The sequence below is a fragment of the Leifsonia psychrotolerans genome (genome assembly GCF_013410665.1).
Taxonomy (GTDB): domain Bacteria; phylum Actinomycetota; class Actinomycetes; order Actinomycetales; family Microbacteriaceae; genus Cryobacterium; species Cryobacterium psychrotolerans_A.
Genome location: NZ_JACCFM010000001.1, coordinates 2,317,626 through 2,336,698 on the forward strand (window position 1 = coordinate 2,317,626; position 19,073 = coordinate 2,336,698).

General features: G+C 65.7%; 13 protein-coding genes. 7 read left to right on the top strand and 6 right to left on the bottom strand.

From position 1 onward, the window contains the following. Window positions 1–129: 129 nt before the first annotated feature. The 4 genes from HNR05_RS10635 to HNR05_RS17965 all read right to left on the bottom strand — a co-directional run bounded on the left by HNR05_RS10635 (window position 130) and on the right by HNR05_RS17965 (window position 6,438). Window positions 130–2,907, bottom strand: coding sequence for a glycoside hydrolase family 2 protein (locus tag HNR05_RS10635; RefSeq protein WP_179578989.1), 2,778 nt, complete (start codon window positions 2,905–2,907; stop codon window positions 130–132). 78 nt (window positions 2,908–2,985) lie between these two features. Then, window positions 2,986–4,356, bottom strand: a complete 1,371-nt coding sequence (locus tag HNR05_RS10640; RefSeq protein WP_179578990.1) for an extracellular solute-binding protein — start codon at window positions 4,354–4,356, stop codon at window positions 2,986–2,988. A 66-nt stretch (window positions 4,357–4,422) separates the two neighbouring features. After that, window positions 4,423–5,358, bottom strand: a complete 936-nt coding sequence (locus tag HNR05_RS10645) for a carbohydrate ABC transporter permease (protein WP_218868867.1) — start codon at window positions 5,356–5,358, stop codon at window positions 4,423–4,425. Window positions 5,359–5,364: 6 nt separating this feature from the next. Then, window positions 5,365–6,438, bottom strand: coding sequence for an ABC transporter permease subunit (locus tag HNR05_RS17965; RefSeq protein WP_218868868.1), 1,074 nt, complete (start codon window positions 6,436–6,438; stop codon window positions 5,365–5,367). Between the two features lie 136 nt (window positions 6,439–6,574). On the opposite strand from HNR05_RS17965, the gene HNR05_RS10655 reads away from it, so the two are divergent. Continuing rightward, on the top strand, window positions 6,575–7,585 hold the full coding sequence (locus tag HNR05_RS10655) for a LacI family DNA-binding transcriptional regulator (protein ID WP_179578991.1): 1,011 nt from the start codon (window positions 6,575–6,577) through the stop codon (window positions 7,583–7,585). 231 nt (window positions 7,586–7,816) lie between these two features. Here the strand turns inward: HNR05_RS10655 and HNR05_RS10660 are convergent, their stop codons facing one another. Then, a complete protein-coding gene (locus HNR05_RS10660) occupies window positions 7,817–9,349 on the bottom strand; it encodes a GMC family oxidoreductase (protein WP_179578992.1) in 1,533 nt (510 codons plus the stop codon). A 251-nt stretch (window positions 9,350–9,600) separates the two neighbouring features. Here HNR05_RS10660 and hpaH point away from each other — a divergent pair, with 251 nt between their 5' ends. From hpaH to HNR05_RS10680, 4 genes are all read left to right on the top strand, one after another. After that, window positions 9,601–10,386 carry a 2-oxo-hept-4-ene-1,7-dioate hydratase gene (hpaH, locus tag HNR05_RS10665; protein ID WP_179578993.1) on the top strand — a complete coding sequence of 262 codons (786 nt, stop codon included), beginning with the start codon at window positions 9,601–9,603 and terminating at the stop codon, window positions 10,384–10,386. Next, complete coding sequence (locus HNR05_RS10670) at window positions 10,371–11,192, top strand: aldolase/citrate lyase family protein (protein ID WP_179578994.1); 822 nt, start codon at window positions 10,371–10,373, stop codon at window positions 11,190–11,192. Before hpaH ends, HNR05_RS10670 begins: the two co-directional genes overlap by 16 nt. A 108-nt stretch (window positions 11,193–11,300) precedes the next feature. Further along, window positions 11,301–13,442, top strand: coding sequence for an Ig-like domain repeat protein (locus tag HNR05_RS10675; protein ID WP_179578995.1), 2,142 nt, complete (start codon window positions 11,301–11,303; stop codon window positions 13,440–13,442). Window positions 13,443–13,703: 261 nt separating this feature from the next. Continuing rightward, window positions 13,704–15,359 (top strand): thiamine pyrophosphate-binding protein, encoded by a 1,656-nt coding sequence (locus HNR05_RS10680; protein ID WP_179578996.1) that lies wholly within the window; start codon window positions 13,704–13,706, stop codon window positions 15,357–15,359. 319 nt (window positions 15,360–15,678) lie between these two features. Here HNR05_RS10680 and HNR05_RS10685 read toward each other — a convergent pair whose 3' ends face one another. Continuing rightward, window positions 15,679–16,683 carry an aldo/keto reductase family protein gene (locus tag HNR05_RS10685; RefSeq protein WP_179578997.1) on the bottom strand — a complete coding sequence of 335 codons (1,005 nt, stop codon included), beginning with the start codon at window positions 16,681–16,683 and terminating at the stop codon, window positions 15,679–15,681. Window positions 16,684–16,797: 114 nt separating this feature from the next. Here HNR05_RS10685 and HNR05_RS10690 point away from each other — a divergent pair, with 114 nt between their 5' ends. Together HNR05_RS10690 and HNR05_RS10695 are read left to right on the top strand one after the other, a co-directional pair. Further along, the gene (locus tag HNR05_RS10690) at window positions 16,798–18,333 is read left to right on the top strand and encodes a fumarylacetoacetate hydrolase family protein (protein WP_246318387.1); all 1,536 of its coding nucleotides are present in this window, start codon (window positions 16,798–16,800) and stop codon (window positions 18,331–18,333) included. Then, window positions 18,333–19,070, top strand: coding sequence for a GntR family transcriptional regulator (locus HNR05_RS10695; protein ID WP_179578999.1), 738 nt, complete (start codon window positions 18,333–18,335; stop codon window positions 19,068–19,070). The genes HNR05_RS10690 and HNR05_RS10695 overlap by 1 nt, the downstream gene beginning before the upstream one ends. The last annotated feature ends 3 nt before the right edge of the window (window positions 19,071–19,073 follow it).

Below are 19,073 nucleotides of genomic sequence, written 5' to 3' on the forward strand. Positions count from 1 at the left end.
CCCCCTACCCACTCCCTTGTCCCCGGATTCGGAGTTTCGACGGATGTGCGGCGTGTCGCCTCAGCGACACGCCGCACACGTCTTGGATCTCCGAATCCGGGGACAGAACGCGACGGGTGGGTGGGACGGTTAGGTCCGAGCGGCGTGCGCGACCAGCGCGCGGCCGAGCGCACGGGCGAGGGGCGTCGCATCCGCTTGAGTACGCACCTTGAATGTCGTGATCGTGACCTCGCCGTCGCTCCAGGCAACAGTCGCTGTCGTCGTCGCGGCATGACGCAGCCAGCCAGAGAAGATCGCCGAGTGCACCTGCGCCGGGCGCATCGCCGCCGGGATGCCGTTGATCACGAGGTCTCCGAGTAGGTCTTCGTAGGCGATTCCAAGCAGGGGGCCGCCCGGCAGCGCCGCGAAGGCACCGTCGCGACGCAACCATTCCTGGCGCGGCACCCAGTCGCCGTCGCCGTCACGGCGGCCGAGCTTCGCGACCGGCAGGTAGTCGAACGCATCCGAGAGCGCGTCGGAGTCCTCGGCCAGAACGAGCACGCGCCCGCCGCGGCGCGCATGCGCCTGCGCCGCCGCGTCGAACGCCCGCGTCACGATGAGATCGTCGGCGTCGGCCAGGTTCGAGCCCGAACCGGGTTGCGTCGCGATGCCGAGCGTGCGCAGCCAGACCTCGAGCTCCGCGTCTGCCGCACGCACGGTGCGCGGCGGTGCGCCCGGTGCGCTCGATTCGGCCGGTCCGCTCGATTCGCTCGATTCGGCCGCCGCCCCGGGTGCGGCGACTCTGGCCGATTCCGCAGCGATCACCACGATCGTCGCCGCATCCCGGGCACGCAGCTCGCCATCGACCCACAGCTCGGCGGCGAGCTCAATCTCACCGGCGACGCCCGGCAGAGTGAGCGACGCGTCGATCGCCGCCCGCTCGTCAAGCCGCACCGGGACACTCTGCACCGGCTGACCGGCAACGCTCAGACGCAGTTCGGCGATGACGCCGGCCAGGTTTCCGAGCGGCCGCGGCGGCACGATCGAACTGGTCGCACCGATCACCTCACCGGACTCAGCCGAATAGACGTCGGGCCGGAAGACGACGGCGAACTCGCCGTTGACGAGGCGGAAGTCCTCGTTGTACTTCTTGGGGCTGCGCATCATGTCGAACAGGCCGTTGGCTTCCCACTGCACGTCACTGAGTTGGGTGAGCACGTAGCCCGAGATGCTCGCGTGGCTGCGAATCGAACCGGTCTGGTAGCGGTTGGCCACCATCTGCGCGTGGTGCAGGGCGTCGACCAGGTTGTCCCACGTGCCGAACACCTCGTCCAGGCCGAGATCGATGAAACGCTGCGCGAGACCTGTTCCCTCTGCCGCACCGAACGCCCAGTGCGCGCCGTTGGCGAACCACCAGGGTTCGGCGCCATCCGGGCCGTACTGGTCGAGGGCGTGCGGCAACGCCCAGTTGCCGTACTCCGAGAGCAGCAGCGGCTCATCGCCGACGCGTTCGGCGTCGCCGTAGGGGCTGTAGGTCCAGTCGGGCCGGGTCGCGAAGTCGGCGATTTTCTCGTCCCACGACACCCGGCTTTCTGGGATACCGCGGTAGACATGGAAGTCGTCGAGATCACTTTTGAGGTGAAAGTTGGGTTCGCAGGCCGAGTTGTCGACGATGAGCGATTCGGGAGCGAGCGCCTTGACGGCGTCGAACGTCTCTCGCAGCCAGGCGCGCTGAGCGGCATCGCGCAGGTCAATTCCCCACGACTCGTTGATGACCGTCCAGATCACGATCGACGGGTGGTGCCCGTCGAGGGCGATGAGGTCGGCCAACAGCTGGGCGCCCTCTGCCGCACCGCGCGTGGTCATCGTCAACCAGCTCGGAAGCTCGGCCCAGACCAGCAGGCCTAAGCGGTCGGCCAGGTCGTAGTAGCGCTGGTCCGGCCGCTTGATGTGGCAGCGCAGCATGTTGAAGCCGAGCCGTTTGGTCTCGGCGAACAGCGCCTCAAGGGCTTCGTCCGATTCTGGAATCGTCGAGCTGCCGAGATGGTAGTCCTGGTCGAGCACGGCACGGATCTCGATCGGTTTGCCATTGAAGAGCACCTCGCCGCCCTGCGTCGAGATGGTGCGAAAACCTGTCGTGCGGGTTTGGGAATCGGTGCCGTCCGCACTGTGCACGCTCACCGTCACGGCGTAGCGCTGAGGGTCGTCGGGTGACCACAGCTGGGGTGCGTCGACGCCGACGCTCAGCTCGGCTGTGGTGGCAGCACCGTCGAGCGGCAGCCGAACGGCTGTTGCTACGGCATCCGTCTCGCCGACACGGGTCGCGGTGATCGTGAGGCTCTCGCCCGCCTGCGCCGGCCGGGCCAGCGTCACCGCTGCGCGCACCGTGCCGGTCGCGGCGTCGGCGCGCACGATCAGCTCGCCGAGGTGCTGCGGCACCCGCGCTTCGATGCTCACCGACTGCCAGATGCCGGCGCTCGTGCCGTACCAGGTCTGCTTACCGTGCGGCACTTCGGTGAAACCGGCCTCATCGGCCGTGCCCATGCGCGGCGGGTACGACACCTCGACGCGCAGATCGTTGCTTCCCGCGCGCAGTGCCTCGCCGAGTTCGAACTCGAACGGGGTCCAGGCGCCGACGTGCGTTCCGAGGTGGTGGCCGTTGAGTGTCACGGATGCCGTGCGGTTCACTCCCCCAAACATGAGGTGCGTGGTGCGGTCCCGCGCCCACCCCTCAGCCACGTCGAACGTGCGGTTGTAGACGACACTCGCGTGGGAGTCACCCTGCCCGTCGACCTGCGTCGTCCACGGACCGGGCACGATCACCGTTGCCATCTCGGTGCCGGTGTCGTTCCCTCCGTCGTAGGACAGAGACCACTCGCCGTCAAGGTCGAGCGTCGGGCGGCTGGAATCGATGCGGGCGTCGATCATGGTGACTGTGCTCCTGTGAAAATGGGGCCTGCGGCGCGGGAACGCACCGCAGGCCCCGGTCATGCGGGGAAGGGACTACTACTTGGACAGAGCCTGTTCGACGCGCGCCTGTGCTTCGGTCAACGCTGCAGCGATGTCCTTGTCATTCAGCCAGGTCGACGAAATCTGCTCGAGGATGGCGTCTTCTGCGGGCTGCCAGTTCTTGATGTGCGGAACCAGGTGAGCGTTGTTCTTTGCGGTTTCGACGTAGTTCGAGCGCTGTACGGCGTTGAGGTAGGCATCCGATTCGAGCACCGACACGCGCGGTGACATGTGGCCGGTTGCGATGGCCCAGGTGTCGGTGTTGTTGTAAAGGAACTTCGCAAACTCCTCTGCCGCGCGATACTTCACGACGTCGCCGCTCTTCTGACGCGGGATCACCCAGGTGTGCGAGGCGGCCCAGGTGGCCGGCTGCTCGTACAGCGTCGGGAAGTCAGCAACCTGATAGGTGAACGGTGCCGTGTTGGCGTATTCGTTGACAGCCCAGGTGCCGTTCATCAGCACTGCGGAGTCGCCGGCCAGGAACTGCGCCGTTGAACCGGCGTAGTCGACGGTGCGGTCGGCGTAGCCTTCGTCGACGAGTGTGTTGATGAACTCGAGTGCGTTCTGTGCCTCGGGGGTATCGATGTTCACGGTCTTACCGTCGTCCGAGATCAGTTCGCCGCCCTGCTGGTTGACCAGCATCGAGAACAGGCGGAAGCCCATCGGGTCGTTGGCATAGGCGATCGAGATGAAGAACTTTCCAGTCTTCTCCTTGACGATTTTTGCATCGGCGAGGAACTCCTCGGCGCTCGTCGGCAGCTTCGGGGTGCCGTCCGCGTTGACGAGGCCGGCCTGCGTGAAGAGGTCGACGTTGACGTGAGCGAGGATGGCGTGCAGGTCGAACGGAACAGCGTAGGTCGCGCCGTCCCACTCGACGCCACCGCGGGCAGCATCGCTCGCGTCGGCCAGATCAATGCCCATGGCATCCGTGTCGATCGGGATCACACTGTTGCGAGCGGCGTAGTCCGGCAACGCGTGGGCGTGCAGGTTGGCGATGTCGGCGGGGGCGCCACCGGCGAGGCTGGCGTTGAACGCGTCATAGTACGACGCCCATTCGCTGCCGCCGAGGCGCTCAACGGTGATGCCGAACTCGTTCTCGGCGTTGAACTTGTTGGTGAGGATCTGAATCGCCTCACACTCGCTCGTCGCCTTGCTGGTATCGGTGACACCGGCCGTGGTCTCTTCGCAGTCCCCGAACATGCGGGACATCTGAATTGTCGTTCCGTCGAGCTGCTCGGCGGTCACTGCGGCAATGTCTTTCGACAGGTCGCCCGAGCTGGCGGCAGTGTTTCCTGCGGAACAGCCGGCCAACAGTAGTGACGCCACCGCAAACGACGACGTCGTCATTGCGATCCTCTTGGTGCGCATAGGTGTTACTCCTCTTATTTAGGGGGAAGGATGGCCGGATGGCCGAGTGGTGCAGCTGTGGGGCGGCTATTTGTCGCCGCTGGTCAAGGCGATGCCTCGAATCAGGTGTTTCTGGAAGAGCACGAAGATGATCAGCAGCGGCAGGCTGCCCATCACGCCACGGGCCATCAATGAACCGAGCTCAGTGGCCTGCGCGAAGTTCCCTTGCAATGAGGCAAGCCCCGTGGTGATGGTGAACATTTCACGCTGGGTTGCCGACACGAGCGGCCAGAGGTAGTCATTCCAGGTCTGCACGAAAGTAAAAATGCCGAGCGCGATCATCGACGGCCGGGCGAGCGGCAGCATGATCGAGAAGAAGTTGCGCCACGGGCCGGCACCGTCGATGCGGGCGGCCTCCTCGACCTCGTGCGGCACCTTCGAGAAGAACTGCGTCATCAAGAAGACGCCGAGTGGCGCGGCGATGCGGGGCAGGATCAGCGCCTCATAGCTGTTGTGCAGGTCAAGATCGGCGAACATAGTGAAGAGGGGAATGAACATTGCCTCTTTCGGAATCATCAGTCCGGCAAGCACGCTCGCGTAGATGATGAGCTTGCCCGGAAAGTCGATCTTCGCGAATGCATAGCCGGCCATCGCGCAGAGAAATACCGTGAGCACGGTGGTCACGACCGACACGATGATGCTGTTCAGAAACCAGCGCGGGGTCAGGCCCACGGTGAAGACGCCCACGAAATTGTCGAACGTGATTGCCGGCGGCACGAGGCCGCTGGTCTGCGAGGCCAGCATGCCGTTGGGGGTGAGCGCCAGCGAGACCATCCAGAGTGCGGGAATCAGCCAGACCAGGCTCGCGATGATCATCAGAACGTGATAAATCACGGATGCCGATGCTCGCCGGGGACTCAGGCGCGCGACGGTGAACCGCGGGTTGCGTCGGCGTGGGCCCGCCGGGGTTGCGCTGGGTGCGGCCGCTGTGGCGGCATCCGTTGTTGAGGTGAGAAGAGCCATGATCGGTTACCTTTCCCGCCCGAAGACCTTGAATTGCACGATGGACACGATGAGCATCAGTGCGAAGAGGAAGAGCGACACCGCCGAGGCGTAGCCCAACTCGAGATTGCGGAAGCCGGCCTCGTAAATGTGCTGGATCAACACCCGGGTGGAGCCGCCTGGACCGCCGCCGGTCATGATGTTAACCTGCCCGAAGACCTGGAACGACGCGATCACCTGGGTGATGATGACGAGGATCATCACGTGGCGCAGCCCCGGCAGCGTGATGTGCCAGAACGTGTGCAGCCGACCGGCGCCGTCGAGGGATGCCGCTTCGTAGAGCGTGCCGTCGACGTCTTGCAGACCGGCCGAGAAGAGCACGAGGTTGAAGCCGACGGTCCACCAGACTGTGGTGATGATGATCGCGGCCATGGCGAAGCTCGGATCCGAGAGCCAGGCGATCTTGCCGATGCCAAAGGTGGCGAGGAACGGGGCGAGCAGGCCTCGGTCGGGTGAGAAGAAGTAGCTCCAGACGAGCGTGACGACCGACACGGGAAGAACATAGGGCAGAAAGAACGCCATCTGGTAGAGGGCGCGTCCACGGCGTTTTCCCTGAAGCGCAAGCGCCATGGCGAGCCCCAGCCCGGCGATGATCGGGGTGGACACCGCGGTGAAAAGCAGGGTGTTCTGCAGTGAGACCCAGAAGTTCGGGTCGTTCCACATGCCGCCGCCACCCGGATGGAATCCCATCACGAAGGCGACCCCGACGAGGCCGAACACGCTGACTCCGCGTCCCCAGGTCAGGGTGCGGCGTCGAATTGGCTGGACCATGAGAGCGGCAGCTGCGGCCAGAAGCAGCACGCGCCAGAAAAACAGGTGATCCATGGTCCAGGTCATCTGCGTGCCCCAGAACATGCGCACGTAGTTCTCGACGCCGATCCATTCGCGGGTGAAGCCGAGGAGGTCCCAGTCGTGCAGGCTCATCACGACCGCCTGAATCAGCGGGTAGATGATGAAAGCAAGATAGACCAGCAGGAAGGGTGCCGTGAACATCACACCGTGCTTCAAGCCGATGCGGGCTTGACGTGAGCTTCGCGCCACCTGATTCCTCCTGAATTGCCACGTTGCAAACTGCGAACAGATCGATTTACCCACATCTGTTGCCGTGCTGTCAAATCTGGCTCCGTGTCGCGGCGCGCTTTTCGCATCCGAGGCCTCAATACGCCACGATTAGGCCATGGCTGCCAACATCCACGACGTCGCTGCACTGGCCGGCGTCTCACCTCGCACGGTCTCGAATGTCGTCAACGACTTCGTGCATGTCCGTCCCGAGACCCGCGTTCGGGTTCAGGCCGCCATCGAAAAGCTCGGCTATCGCCCGAACATCAGCGCCCGCCGCCTGCGCCAGGGCAAGACCCGAATTCTCGCGTTCGCGGTGCCTGAGCTGTCGCAACCCTACTTTTCCGAGCTCAGCGAGCTCATCGAGCGCGCGGCGCAGAGGCGGGGGTACACCGTCATGGCCGCTCAGACCGGCGGTCTGCGCGAGCGCGAGCTCGGCATCCTTCGGGAGTTCGGCTCCCATGTGGTCGATGGGCTCATTCTCAGCCCCATGGTTCTGCAGGCTGACGATCTGATGGCGAACCGGCCAAGCGTGCCAGTGGTGCTGATCGGTGAGCAGATCTCAAGCGAGGCCTTCGTCGACATCGCCATCGACAATGTGCGTGCGGTGCATGACCTCACCGGCCATCTGATCGACACGGGGCGCACCCGCATCGCGGCGCTCGGGGCATACTCGTCGCCCGGTTACCGCAGCGCAGACCTGCGCCTTGAGGGGTACCGCAGCGCACTCGCGGCCGCCGGCATCCCGTTCGACGCGTCGCGCATTCTCTACACCGACCAGTACAGTCGCCAGGCCGGCCACCGCGCGGTGCACGAGGCCGTCGAGCGCGGCCTCGACTTCGACGCCCTGGTCTGCTTCAACGACGTACTCGCCCTCGGCGCACTGCGGGCGCTCGCCGACCGGGGCATCTCTGTGCCCGAACAGGTCGCCGTGACGGGCATGGACGACATCGACGATTCGGCCTACTGCGTGCCCTCACTCACCACGATTTCGCCCGACAAAGAGGCGATCGCCGAGAGCGCGGTTGCGCGCCTGCTCGAGCTCATCGACGACCCCGAGGCCGATGCGTCGGACATCGAACCCAGCTTTCGCCTGATCACGCGCGAAAGCTCCGCTTCCTTACGCTGAACGGATGCCGCCGCGCCCCCGACCGGCCCCCGGCCGCCGCGGCGGCGGCTGGGTCGGCGGCGGCTGGGTCGGCGGTGGCTGGGTCGGCGGCGGCGCAGGCCACGGTCGCGAAAACAGGACGATGTGGCATCCGCCAGCCAGAACAGGCTGGATTGCCGAGTGTCGCCTCAACCTGCCGGTTTTCGTGACACGCGCGTCGGAGCGTGCCTCGAACGCGCGTGCCGCCGGCGACTACTCGGCGTCGGCCAGCAGGAAGCGAGCGGCCTGCTCGCCGATCAGAGCGGCCGGAGCGTTTGTGTTTCCGGTCGTCACGGTCGGCATGATCGACGCGTCGGCAACGCGCACTCCGGCCAAGCCGTGCACCCGCAGGCGCGGGTCGACGACGGCTCGGTCGTCGACTCCCATGCGACAGGTTCCGACCTGGTGGTGGTAGGTAACGGCGCGGTCCCGCACGTACTCGTCGAGCTCTGAATCGTCGACTTCGGGACCCGGGTAGATCTCGATTGCGCCCCACCCGACGGCGAGTGCGGCGGCGCGGCCGATCTGACGGCATTGCGCGACCGACGCGACGAGCGAACGCACATCGTCGGCATCTTCGAGCGCAGCGAGGTCGATCAGCAGAGGATCGTGCGGGTTGGGGCCCGAGAGCGTGACGCTGCCCCGGCTCTTCGGGGTGACGATTCCGGCCATCAGCGAGAAGCCGTCGGAAGGGCCGTCCATGTCGGGCTGATACATCGGCACGCTGAAGTGGATCGGTTGGGTGTCAGGCACGTCCAGCTCGGGCAGGCTCTTCCAGAACAGGTGCGACTGCGTGATCGACACCCCCTTCTTCGGTGCGCCCACCTCGCGCTCGGTGCCGAAGATCACAGGCGCGAGCAGGTGGTCGTGCAGGTTCTTGCCCACTCCGGGCAGGTCGAGCACGACCTCGATCCCAAGAACCGCGAGTTCGTCGGCCGGGCCCACACCCGACTGCAGCAGGATGCGCGGAGAGTCGAGGGCTCCGGCGGCGAGGATCACCTCATCGGCGAAGGCCTGATGAAGGTCACCGTTCTGCTCGAATTCGACGCCGATGACGCGAGCGCCTGCCCCGGTGCCCTCGATCAGAAGACGGTGCACCCAGCATCCGGTCTCAACCGTGAAAAGATCGGAGCCCTCCACCGGCTTGGCATAGGCGACCCACGCACTCTGACGCACACCGTCACGAATGTTGACCTGCTGCTGGGAGACACCGTCGAGCTGGTCACCGTTGTAGTCGAGGTTGTGCGGGAGGCCGATCTCGACCGCCGCATCGATGATCGACTGTTGGATCGGTTCGAGCGGGTAGGAGCCGTCGACGTCAAGCGGTCCGCTTCCGCCGCGCAGTTCGCTCGCGCCACCGGAATAGGTCTCCATCTCTTTGTACAGCGGCAGCACATCAGCCCACGACCAGCCGACGTTGCCCGCGGCCGCCCAGCCATCGAAATCCTGAGGCGCACAGCGCACCCAGATCATGGCGTTGAGTGAATGGGAACCGCCGAGCACCTTGCCCCGCGGCAGGTGCAACTGGCGGGATCCCGCGTGCTTCTGCGGCACGGTGTAGTAGTCCCAATCGTCGGCGCTGTGCCACAGCTCGCCCATCCTGCTTGGGTCGTGAATCGCCGGGTTGGTGTCGACGCCGCCCGCCTCGAGCAGGCGCACACGAACCCCCGCATCCACGAGCCTCCGCGCGACCACCGAACCGGCGGTACCCGCCCCAACGACAATGACAGATTTCAATGCGGGCATGAGTGTTCTCTCCTCTGAGTCCTCAACGTGTGATGCGAGAGTCTCACGAAGTCCCCCGCCGCCAGCGCTTCCCCCACGGATGCTTCCCTCTGCGACAACGAGCGTGCCCACCCAGACAAGACCGCGGGCAGACGTTTGCCCGCGGGCAGACGTCTGCCCGCCGGCACGCCCGAGCACCAGCCCACGCCCCGTCAGGCACTGGCATCGTATACGATCGTTGCAGTGTCATCGACAAGGAAGTGGTGCTGATCATGCTCGAGCCCAGTCAGATCGAAGAGATCGCCGACGAACTCTTCGCCGCGGATCGCTCCCGATCCACCGTCCCCCGGCTCACCGCACGCTATCCCGGGATGACGGTGGAAGACGCGTACGCCGTGCAGAGCCTGTGGAAGCAGCGCGGCATCGACGCCGGTCGCCGCCTGGTCGGCCGAAAAATCGGTCTCACCTCAAAGGTCATGCAGGTCGCAACCGGCATCACCGAACCCGACTACGGCGTGATCTTCGATGACATGGTCTACGAAAACGGCTCCACGATTCCGTTCGACTCGTTCTCGAATGTGCGCATCGAAGTCGAACTCGCCTTCGTGCTCGGCAAACCCCTTGAGGGCCCGAACTGCACGATTTTCGACGTGCTGGATGCCACGGACTACGTCGTTCCCGCACTCGAGATTCTAAGCTCCCGCATCGAGATGGCCGGTCGCACGATCGTCGACACCATCTCCGACAACGCCGCGATGGGCGGCATGGTCTACGGCGGCAACCCGGTCAAGATCGGCGATGTGGATCTGCGCTGGGTCTCGGCTTTGCTCTATCGCAACCAGACCATCGAGGAGTCGGGCGTCGCGGCCGCCGTGCTCAATCACCCGGCCGCCGGCGTCTACTGGCTCGCCAATAAGCTGTCCCAGCACGGCTCGCGCCTGGAGGCCGGCGAGATCATCCTGGCCGGCTCATTCACCCGCCCGATGTGGGTCGAACAGGGCGACACCATCCACGCAGACTACGGACAGTTGGGAACCATCACATGTCGCTTCGAGTAACAGCAGAGCCGACGTTCCGCGATGCTCTCGCCACGGCATCCCGCGCCCAGATCGGCATGTGGGTCTGTTCCGGCAGCCCCCTCGTGGCGGAGATCTGCGCGGGCAGCGGCCTGGACTGGCTACTCATCGACACCGAACACAGTCCGAACGGACTCGAGTCGACGCTCAGCCAGCTGCAGGCCGTGCACGGCTACCCGATCGTGCCGCTCGTGCGGGCCCCGATCGGCGACCGCGTCATCGTCAAGCAACTGCTCGACCTCGGCGCACAGAACCTCCTCATTCCCATGATCGACGACGCGGATGCGGCGCACGCGATGGTTGCCGCCGTGCGCTATCCGCCACTCGGGGTGCGCGGTGTCGGCAGCGCCCTGGCTCGCGCCGCACGGTGGAACCGCATCGACGACTACCTGCACAACGCCAACGCCACCATCTCGCTCTTCGTCCAGATCGAGACCGCGCTGGCCGTCGAGAATGTGGCGTCGATCGCTGCTGTCGAGGGAATCGACGGGCTGTTTATCGGACCGTCTGATCTCGCCGCATCCCTGGGCCTGCTCGGTCAGCAGGAGCATCCGGACGTCGTCGCTGCTGTCGAACACTGTATCCGGACTGTTGCAGCACTCGGCAAACCTGTCGGCGTGAATGCCTTCGCCTCGGCCACAGCCGAACGCTATCTGGCGGCTGGTGCGAACTTCGTTCTGGTCGGCGCCGATGTCTCGCTGCTGGCCCGCGGCTCGGAGGCCTTGGCCGCGAGGTACATTCCGGCACCCGCTGTGGTCGACGAGCCGGCCGAGCGCGCCAGCTACTGAACCGTTGCATCGCCCCGAAATGGGGGCGGCGCAGACTCACTCGCACTGTCAAACTCAGAGTTGCGTGAGTGAACTCTCGCCGTTGCCCCCAAACTGAAGAGAGCCTTGATGCCGCGTGCCCACCGCCGTCCACAGACAACCACGGCGGGGCGGCTCACAGCCTTCACTGCGGCCGCCACTCTCTCGCTCGGTCTGCTGGGCATGGGCACCGCCGTGGCCGCACCCGCACCCGGCCCGACGCTCCTGACAAGCTCGACGGCCACCGCTGTCGCGTCGACTCTGGACATCAGAGCGCAGACCGGGCAGTGGTCGCTCGCCTTGGGATCGATCGATGCCTCACGCAACCGGCTGTATATCGCGGTTGCGTACTCGCCGTCACAGGTTGTTCAAGTCGACCTCTCCTCGGGAGTGGCGACGTTGATCCCGCTCGGTGGCTCCTTCGCCCCGGTCGACACGGCAGTCTCCCCTCGTGACGGCACCGTCTATGTGTCCCACAACAGCGGCCACGAGCAGGGAATCTCAGTTCTTGATCCAGCGCAGACCTACACGGATGCCTCATTACCCCCGGTGATCAGCAGCGGCCTTACAGGCAATCCCTATTTGCTTGACGTCGGAAATGACGGTCGCGTGTACGCCCTGCACGTCAACCAGCACACAATTTCAGTGATTGGAGCTTCAACGAGCCCGGATCGCCTGAATGTCGTGCAGACCCTGACCGACCTCAACAGCCACGACGGCTACATGGCCATCGACAACGACCGCGACCGTCTCTATGTTGTGAGCCCCGTATCGAACACGCTCACCGTCATCGATACGAATGCGGTTCCCGCTGCCGTGCTCGGCGTCATCCCGCTCGCCACCTCGCCTGTCGGCGTCGGCGTCAATGCTCAAACCGGGCAGGTTCTCATCACCAGCAGCGCGACGAACTCCGTGTCGTGGCTCACCGTCGCCAACGATCAGCAGTCAGCCGTCGTCACGCGCACTGAATCACTCGTTGCACTGCCGACCGGAGCATCTTCGACATCGCAGCTGCAATCGATCAGCGTGCGCGCCGACGGAACAACCTTCGTCGTCGCGAATGTGTACCCGTCAAATCAAGTCCGCTCACAAGTCACAGTCATCCCTCCCGTAGTTTCGGCGGCGACCCCCGTCACTGGTATTACCGTCGGCTACGGCGCGAACGGCGGAATCCTCGACCCACGCGCGGGCGGCACCCTCTATGTTCCCAACGGTAGCCAGGGCACGGTCTCTGAGATCAGCGACGTCACACTCTCGGCCTACGCCACGACGTCTGAGCTTGGTTCACCGAGCAGCATGCAGGCCTCGCTGACGCGATCGGATGCCAGGAAAATCACCGGTTTCGTCGAATTCGCTGATTCCTCGACCGCCGTGCTCGGTTCTGCTCCAGTGGACGCAGCGGGCTCAGCCAGCGTCACTCTGACCGCGCAGCCCGTCGGGTCGCGCAGCTTCACTGCATCGTTCACTCCATTGCGCGGAACCCGTATTTCAGCCACCGGCTCAGAGACGACGACCACAGCTGCATCCACCACGGCATTCGCATTGAGTGCAGCCTCGGTCATCGAGGGCGGCTCGGCAACTGCGACGCTCACGGTGACAGGAAACGCAGGAGTCGGCGCGACAGGACCGTACACTTTCACCACCGCGGCCGGCGACGTACTCGCCTCCGGCACGCTCACCGACGGGAAGGCAACGGCAACGTTCCAGGCTCCCCCGGCAGGGACTACCTCCCTCGTCGCGCATTTCGCCGGCGATGCCAGCTACAGCGCGTCAGATTCTGAGGCCCAGAATCTCGTCGTGACAGCGCGAGTGCCCGATGCAACGACACCGACCGAATCGGGCGCTGTCGGTGGGCCCGCACGCGTTTCTGTCTCGGGGTTCCTTCCCTGGGAGGATGTCGCAGTGACGCTTCACTCCGATCCCATCTCTCTCGGAACCATCAAGACCGATGGCATCGGATCCGGCACACTCACCTTCGTCGTTCCGACTGTGACACCGGGAAGCCACAGAATCGTCGCGGTTGGCGTGACCTCAGGGCGTGTCACCGAGGTGCCGTTCACCGTCACCCCCGCCGTGGGCACGGGAAGCGGCTCGCCGGCAGGTGGCAGTGAATCCGCGCTGGCCAGCACAGGCTTCGAGCTCGCCGCAAACCTGTGGCTCTGCGCATTGCTCGTGCTCGCCGGCTTCGGAACCGTCGCAGTCGCCGCGCGGCGCACCCGCAGTATTCGCTAACCCACGATCGGGACGACGGGTATGCGGCCACTGACACGAGCAGTGGTCGCACACCCGTCGCCCCTCGGCAATGCGCCGCCGGACCCGCCCAGGGGTGCTGAAGTGACGACGACGGCACCAATCCCCTAGAGTGGTCAGGTCTGACGGCTTGGCCGTCGCGTCCGGAAAAGGGGCGCTGAGCGACATTCGCACCGATCAAGTGCATGCTTCGCGAGACATATACGGAAACTCACCGCTATATGACTTGTTAAGGAACATCTCGTGACCTCTGTCTCGACGCGCGTCGCCGACGCCATTTCTGCCCATGTGACCGACGTCTTCGGCGTCATGGGCAACGGAAATGCCCACTTCATCAACGCGCTCTACGGCGATTCTGTTGGCCCGATCAGCTACACCGCGGTGCGCCACGAAACCGCCGCGGTCGCCGCGGCCGACGCGTACTATCGGGCGTCGGGCCGGGTCGCCGCCGCCACCGTCACCTACGGCGCGGGCTTCACCAACATGGTCACCTCGCTCGCCGAAGCGGTGCGGGCGCAGATCCCTCTGCTCGTCGTCGCCGGTGAAGCCCCCACCAGCGGCCTGCGCGCCTGGGACATTGATCAGGTCGCACTCGCCGCCTCGGTCGGTGCGCCCACATTCACCGTCGCCGCCGATGACGCCGGGCGCACCGTCCTCGATGCGCTCGAGCACGCCCTCAACAACCGCACCGCAGTAATCCTCGCAATTCCCTACGACCTCGCAGCGGCCGATGCCGCCGACGAGACGCTGCCGACCGAACTGAGCCTGACCGCCCCGGTCGCCGCGGATTCCACCGCAACGGATGCCGCGGCATCCGTTCTCGCGGGAGCCGAGCGCCCGTTCATCTTGGCCGGCCGCGGCGCCTGGGATGCCGGCGCCGCCGACGCCCTCGGCGCCCTCGCCGATGCGCTCGGTGCCGTCACGGCCACGTCGGCACTCGGCCGGGGCATCTTCCCGAAGCAGCAGTTCGACCTCGGAGTCACCGGCGGATTCGGCCAGGACAACGCCATGGCACTCGTCAAGACCGCCGACGTCGTGCTCGTGGTCGGCGCCAGCATGAACCAGTTCACGATGAGCTTTGGCGGCCTCATCGCACCGGGCACGACGCTCATCCGCATCGATGACGTCGCCTCGGCCGCGCACCCTGCCGTGATCAGCCTGCTCGTGGGCGACGCCCGCCTCACGGTGGAAGCGCTGACTTCGAGCCTGGCGGCCTCGGGCGCAACGGCATCCGGCTGGCGTGAATCGTTGCCGGGCCTCACCGAGGGCGCATTCCGCACCCGAGATGCCGGCGAGGCGAACCTGCCCGACGGCCTGCTCGACCCGCGCCGGGTTGCCGCCCGCTTGGCCGAGCTGCTGCCCGACGACCGCCTGGTCGTCTCCGACGGCGGTCACTTCATCGGTTGGGCCAACACCTATTGGCCGGTTGCCGCTCCCAACCGCATGATGATGGTCGGCACGGCATTCCAGAGCATCGGCCTCGGTTTCCCGAGCGCTGTGGGCGCGACGGTCGCCCTGCCGGAGCCCCTGCTCGTGGTCACGACGGGCGACGGCGGCGGGCTGATGGCCCTCGCCGATTTGGACAGTGTCATCCGCACCACCCGTCGCGGCGTGATCGTGGTCTGGAACGACGCGGCCTACGGCGCCGAGGTACACATGTACGGCCTGATGGGCCTCGACACGCGCCCGATGCTCATCGAGCAGGCCGACTTCGCCGCACTCTCGCGGGCCCTCGGCGGACGCGGCGATGTGATCGACACGCTCGACGACCTTGCGTCGTTCGAACAGTGGTTGGCGGATGGCGCCGACGGCGTGTACCTGCTGGATTGCCGCATCTCGAGCAGCATCATGGCGCCGTACCAGAAAGAGATCTACGCCTTCGCGACGGGCCAGCACTAGCTCGTCGGTCGAGCCCCACCGCTGGTCGCCCCACCGCTGGTCGAGCCCGTCGAGACCCTCCAACGACGTCCCGACGCTGGCTCACGAGATCTCGACACGCTCGATCAACGGGTTCCGCTCGATCAACGGGTTCCGCTCGATCAGCGGGTTCCGCTCGATCAGCCGGATGCGCAAGAGCCCCCCACCGTCGGTCGAGCTCGTCGAGACCCTCCAACGACGTCCCGACGCTGGCTCACGAGATCTCGACACGCTCGATCAACGGGGTTCGCACGACCTGCGGGGTTCGCACGATCAACGGTGGGGCTTGAACCGCCGCCCGCTACGCGACCCGAGTCGCCGGGCTCTCCGTCAACGCCGGGTCGCGCACAACAACCGCGCCGAGCGCCGCGTCGATCTCTGCCATCTGCTCGGCCGGAATCCGTACTCCACCGGCGGCGACGTTTTCGGTGATCTGCTCCGGCCGTGATGCTCCGACGAGCGCGGCCGAAATGTTGTCGTTTTGCAGCACCCACGCAATCGCGAGTTGCGACATCTTCAACCCGAGCTCGTCGGCGATCGGTCGCAGCCTCTGCACCGCGGTCAGAACAGGCTCTTCCATCAGCCGCGAGATGAAGTTCTTGCCGCCCTTTTCGTCGGTGGCGCGACTTCCTTCCGGGGCCGGCTGGCCGGGCTGATACTTGCCCGACAGCACGCCCTGAGCCATCGGCGACCAGACGATCTGCGAGATGCCGAGTTCCTTCGACGCCGGAATCACCTCGACTTCGATCACCCGCCACAGCGCCGAATATTGGGGCTGATTCGACACGATTGAGAACCCCGCCTGTTTGGCCAGCGCCTGGCCGGCCCGCAACTGCTCGGCGTTCCACTCCGACACTCCGATGTAGAGGGCCTTGCCCGAGCGCACGACATCCGCAAAGGCCTGAATTGTCTCTTCAAGCGGAGTGTGGTGGTCATAGCGGTGCGCCTGATACAGGTCGACGTAATCCATCTGAAGTCGGCGCAACGAGCCGTTGATGCCCTCCATGATGTGCTTGCGTGAGAGCCCGGTGTCGTTGGGGCCCGCGGGGCCAATCGGCCAATACACCTTGGTGAAAATCTCAAGAGATTCCCGGCGCTCGCCGGTCAACGCCGCACCGAGCACCTCCTCTGCAGCGCCATTGGCATAGGCATCGGCGGTATCAAATGTGCTGATTCCGCTCTCCAGGGCGGCTCTGACGCACGCGGTTGCCGTGTCGCTCTCCACCTGAGAGCCGTGAGTGAGCCAGTTGCCGTAGGTGATTTCAGATATTTTGAGGCCCGAAGCGCCCAAGAAGCGATAGTCCATACTCCCCAGCCTACGAAGATGAGCGCGGCCTGTCCCGGGTGGGACGCATACTCACAGTTGCGCCGCCGAGTGGATCGTATATTATTTGAGATAACACCGACGACGAGGACCTCAATGAGCAACGATGCCCTGAACACACCCGGCACGATCATCGCCGTGCACCTGAACTACCCGTCTCGCGCCGCGCAGCGTGGCCGCGTTCCGGCTCAGCCGTCCTACTTTTTGAAGCCCCCGACATCCGTCTCGGCGACCGGCAGCACACTCGAGCGCCCCGCCGGCACCGAACTTCTCGCCTTCGAAGGTGAGATCGCTCTCATCATCGGTCGCAGCACCCGCCGGGTCTCCCCCGCCGACGGATGGGCGGCCGTCTCGGGCGTGACCGCCGCGAACGACTTCGGCATCTACGACATGCGCACCGCCGACAAGGGCTCGAACCTGCGCTCCAAAGGCGGCGACGGCTTCACACCCCTCGGCCCGATCGTCATTCCCGCCGCCGACCTCGACCCGGCCGCACTGCGCGTGCGCACCTGGGTCAACGGCGCGCTCGTGCAAGACGACACCACCGCGGACCTGCTCTTCCCGTTCGGCCAGCTCATCGCCGATCTCTCCCAACTGATGACCCTCGAGCCCGGCGACGTGATCCTCACCGGTACCCCGGCCGGCTCGTCGGTCGTGCTCCCCGGCGACGTCGTCGAGGTCGAAGTGGATGCCCCCACCCACCCGGATGCGCCGAGCACCGGCCGCCTCGTCACCACGATCGCCCAGGGAACCACGCCGTTCGGCGACTTCGGCAGCACACCGGCCGTCGACGACCTGCAGCGCATCGAGGCCTGGGGCAGTGAGGCCGAATACACAGCCGCTGTGGCCGCCGGCCGCGCCAGCACGTTGGACGGCGTCCCGGGTGGGAGCGACGGTACGGGCAGCGTGAACGCCGAGCGCGCGGCATCCGTCACCTCGGTCTTGACCGACGAGATCAGACAGCAGCTCAACGGCGTCGCCGTCGCAACCCTCTCGGTCGCACTGCGCAAGCGTGGCTACCACGACATCTTCATCGAGGGCGTCTCGTCCAACCACCCGGGCGACCGCATGATCGGCACCGCGAAGACCCTGCGCTTCATCCCGTTCCGTCCCGACCTCTTCGCCAGTCACGGCGGCGGCTTCAACGCCCAGAAGCTCGCCTTCGACACCGTTAACCCGGGCGAGGTGCTCGTGGTCGAGGCCCGCGGCGAGCGCGGCACCGGAACCGTCGGGGATGTGCTGGCCCTGCGCGCTCAGGTTCGCGGCGCGGCCGGCATCGTGACCGATGGCGGCGTGCGCGACTTCGACGCTGTCGCCCAGTTCGACATTCCCGTCTTCTCGCAGGGCGCCCACCCCAGCGTTCTCGGCCGCAAGCACGTGCCCTGGGAGGTCGACGTGACCATCTCCTGCGGCGGCGCTGCCGTGCAGCCCGGTGACATTCTCGTGGGCGATGGCGACGGCGTGATCGTGATTCCGCCGCAGTTGCTCGCCGAGGTGGTGGCCGAGGCTGCCGAACAGGAACGGCAGGACGCCTACGTGGCCGAACAGGTCGCGAACGGCGAGGCTGTCGACGGATTGTTCCCCATGAACGCCAGCTGGAAGAAGCGCTACCTCGAATCGACCGGCGCCTGATGACCACTCTGAGTAAGGCCCAAATCGCGCACCGCTGGATCGGTGAGCGCATCAACGACGGTCGTTATGTGCCCGGATTCCGGCTCGTGCTCGGCCAGATCGCCAAGGAACTCGACATGAGCGTGGTGCCCGTCCGCGAGGCCATCCGCCTGCTCGAAGCCGAGGGCTTGGTCACCTTCGAGCGCAACATCGGCGCGCAGGTCGCGATGCTCGAAGAGATCGAGTACCTGCACACCATGCAGACACTGAGCATCGTCGAAGGCGCCGCAACAGCGCTCTCCGCTCCGTTCCTCACGGCCGAGCACATTGCGCGGGCACGCGCCGTCAACGCCCAGATGATCGCCTGTCTCGACAATTTCAACCCGCATCGCTTCACCGAGCTCAACCTCGAATTCCACGCGATCCTGTTCGAGGAATGCCCGAACCCGCACATCCTCGATCTCGTGCACCGTGGCTGGAACCGCATGAATGTGCTGCGCGACTCCACCTTCAGCTTCGTGCCCGGCCGCTCGCACGCCTCGGTGCTGGAGCATGAAGAACTGCTGCGACTGATCGAGGCCCGCGCGTCGGCGCTGCAGATCGAGCTGGGGGCGCGGGCTCACCGCACTGCGACGCTCGACGCGATGCTGGCCTACCAGGCTGAGCACAAGCATCCGCTTGGCGAGCCGGGCGCGGTCAGCCTGCAGTCCGACCGAACCCCGGCGGTCACGGATGCCGACCCCGCGTTGGCCTACTAACCC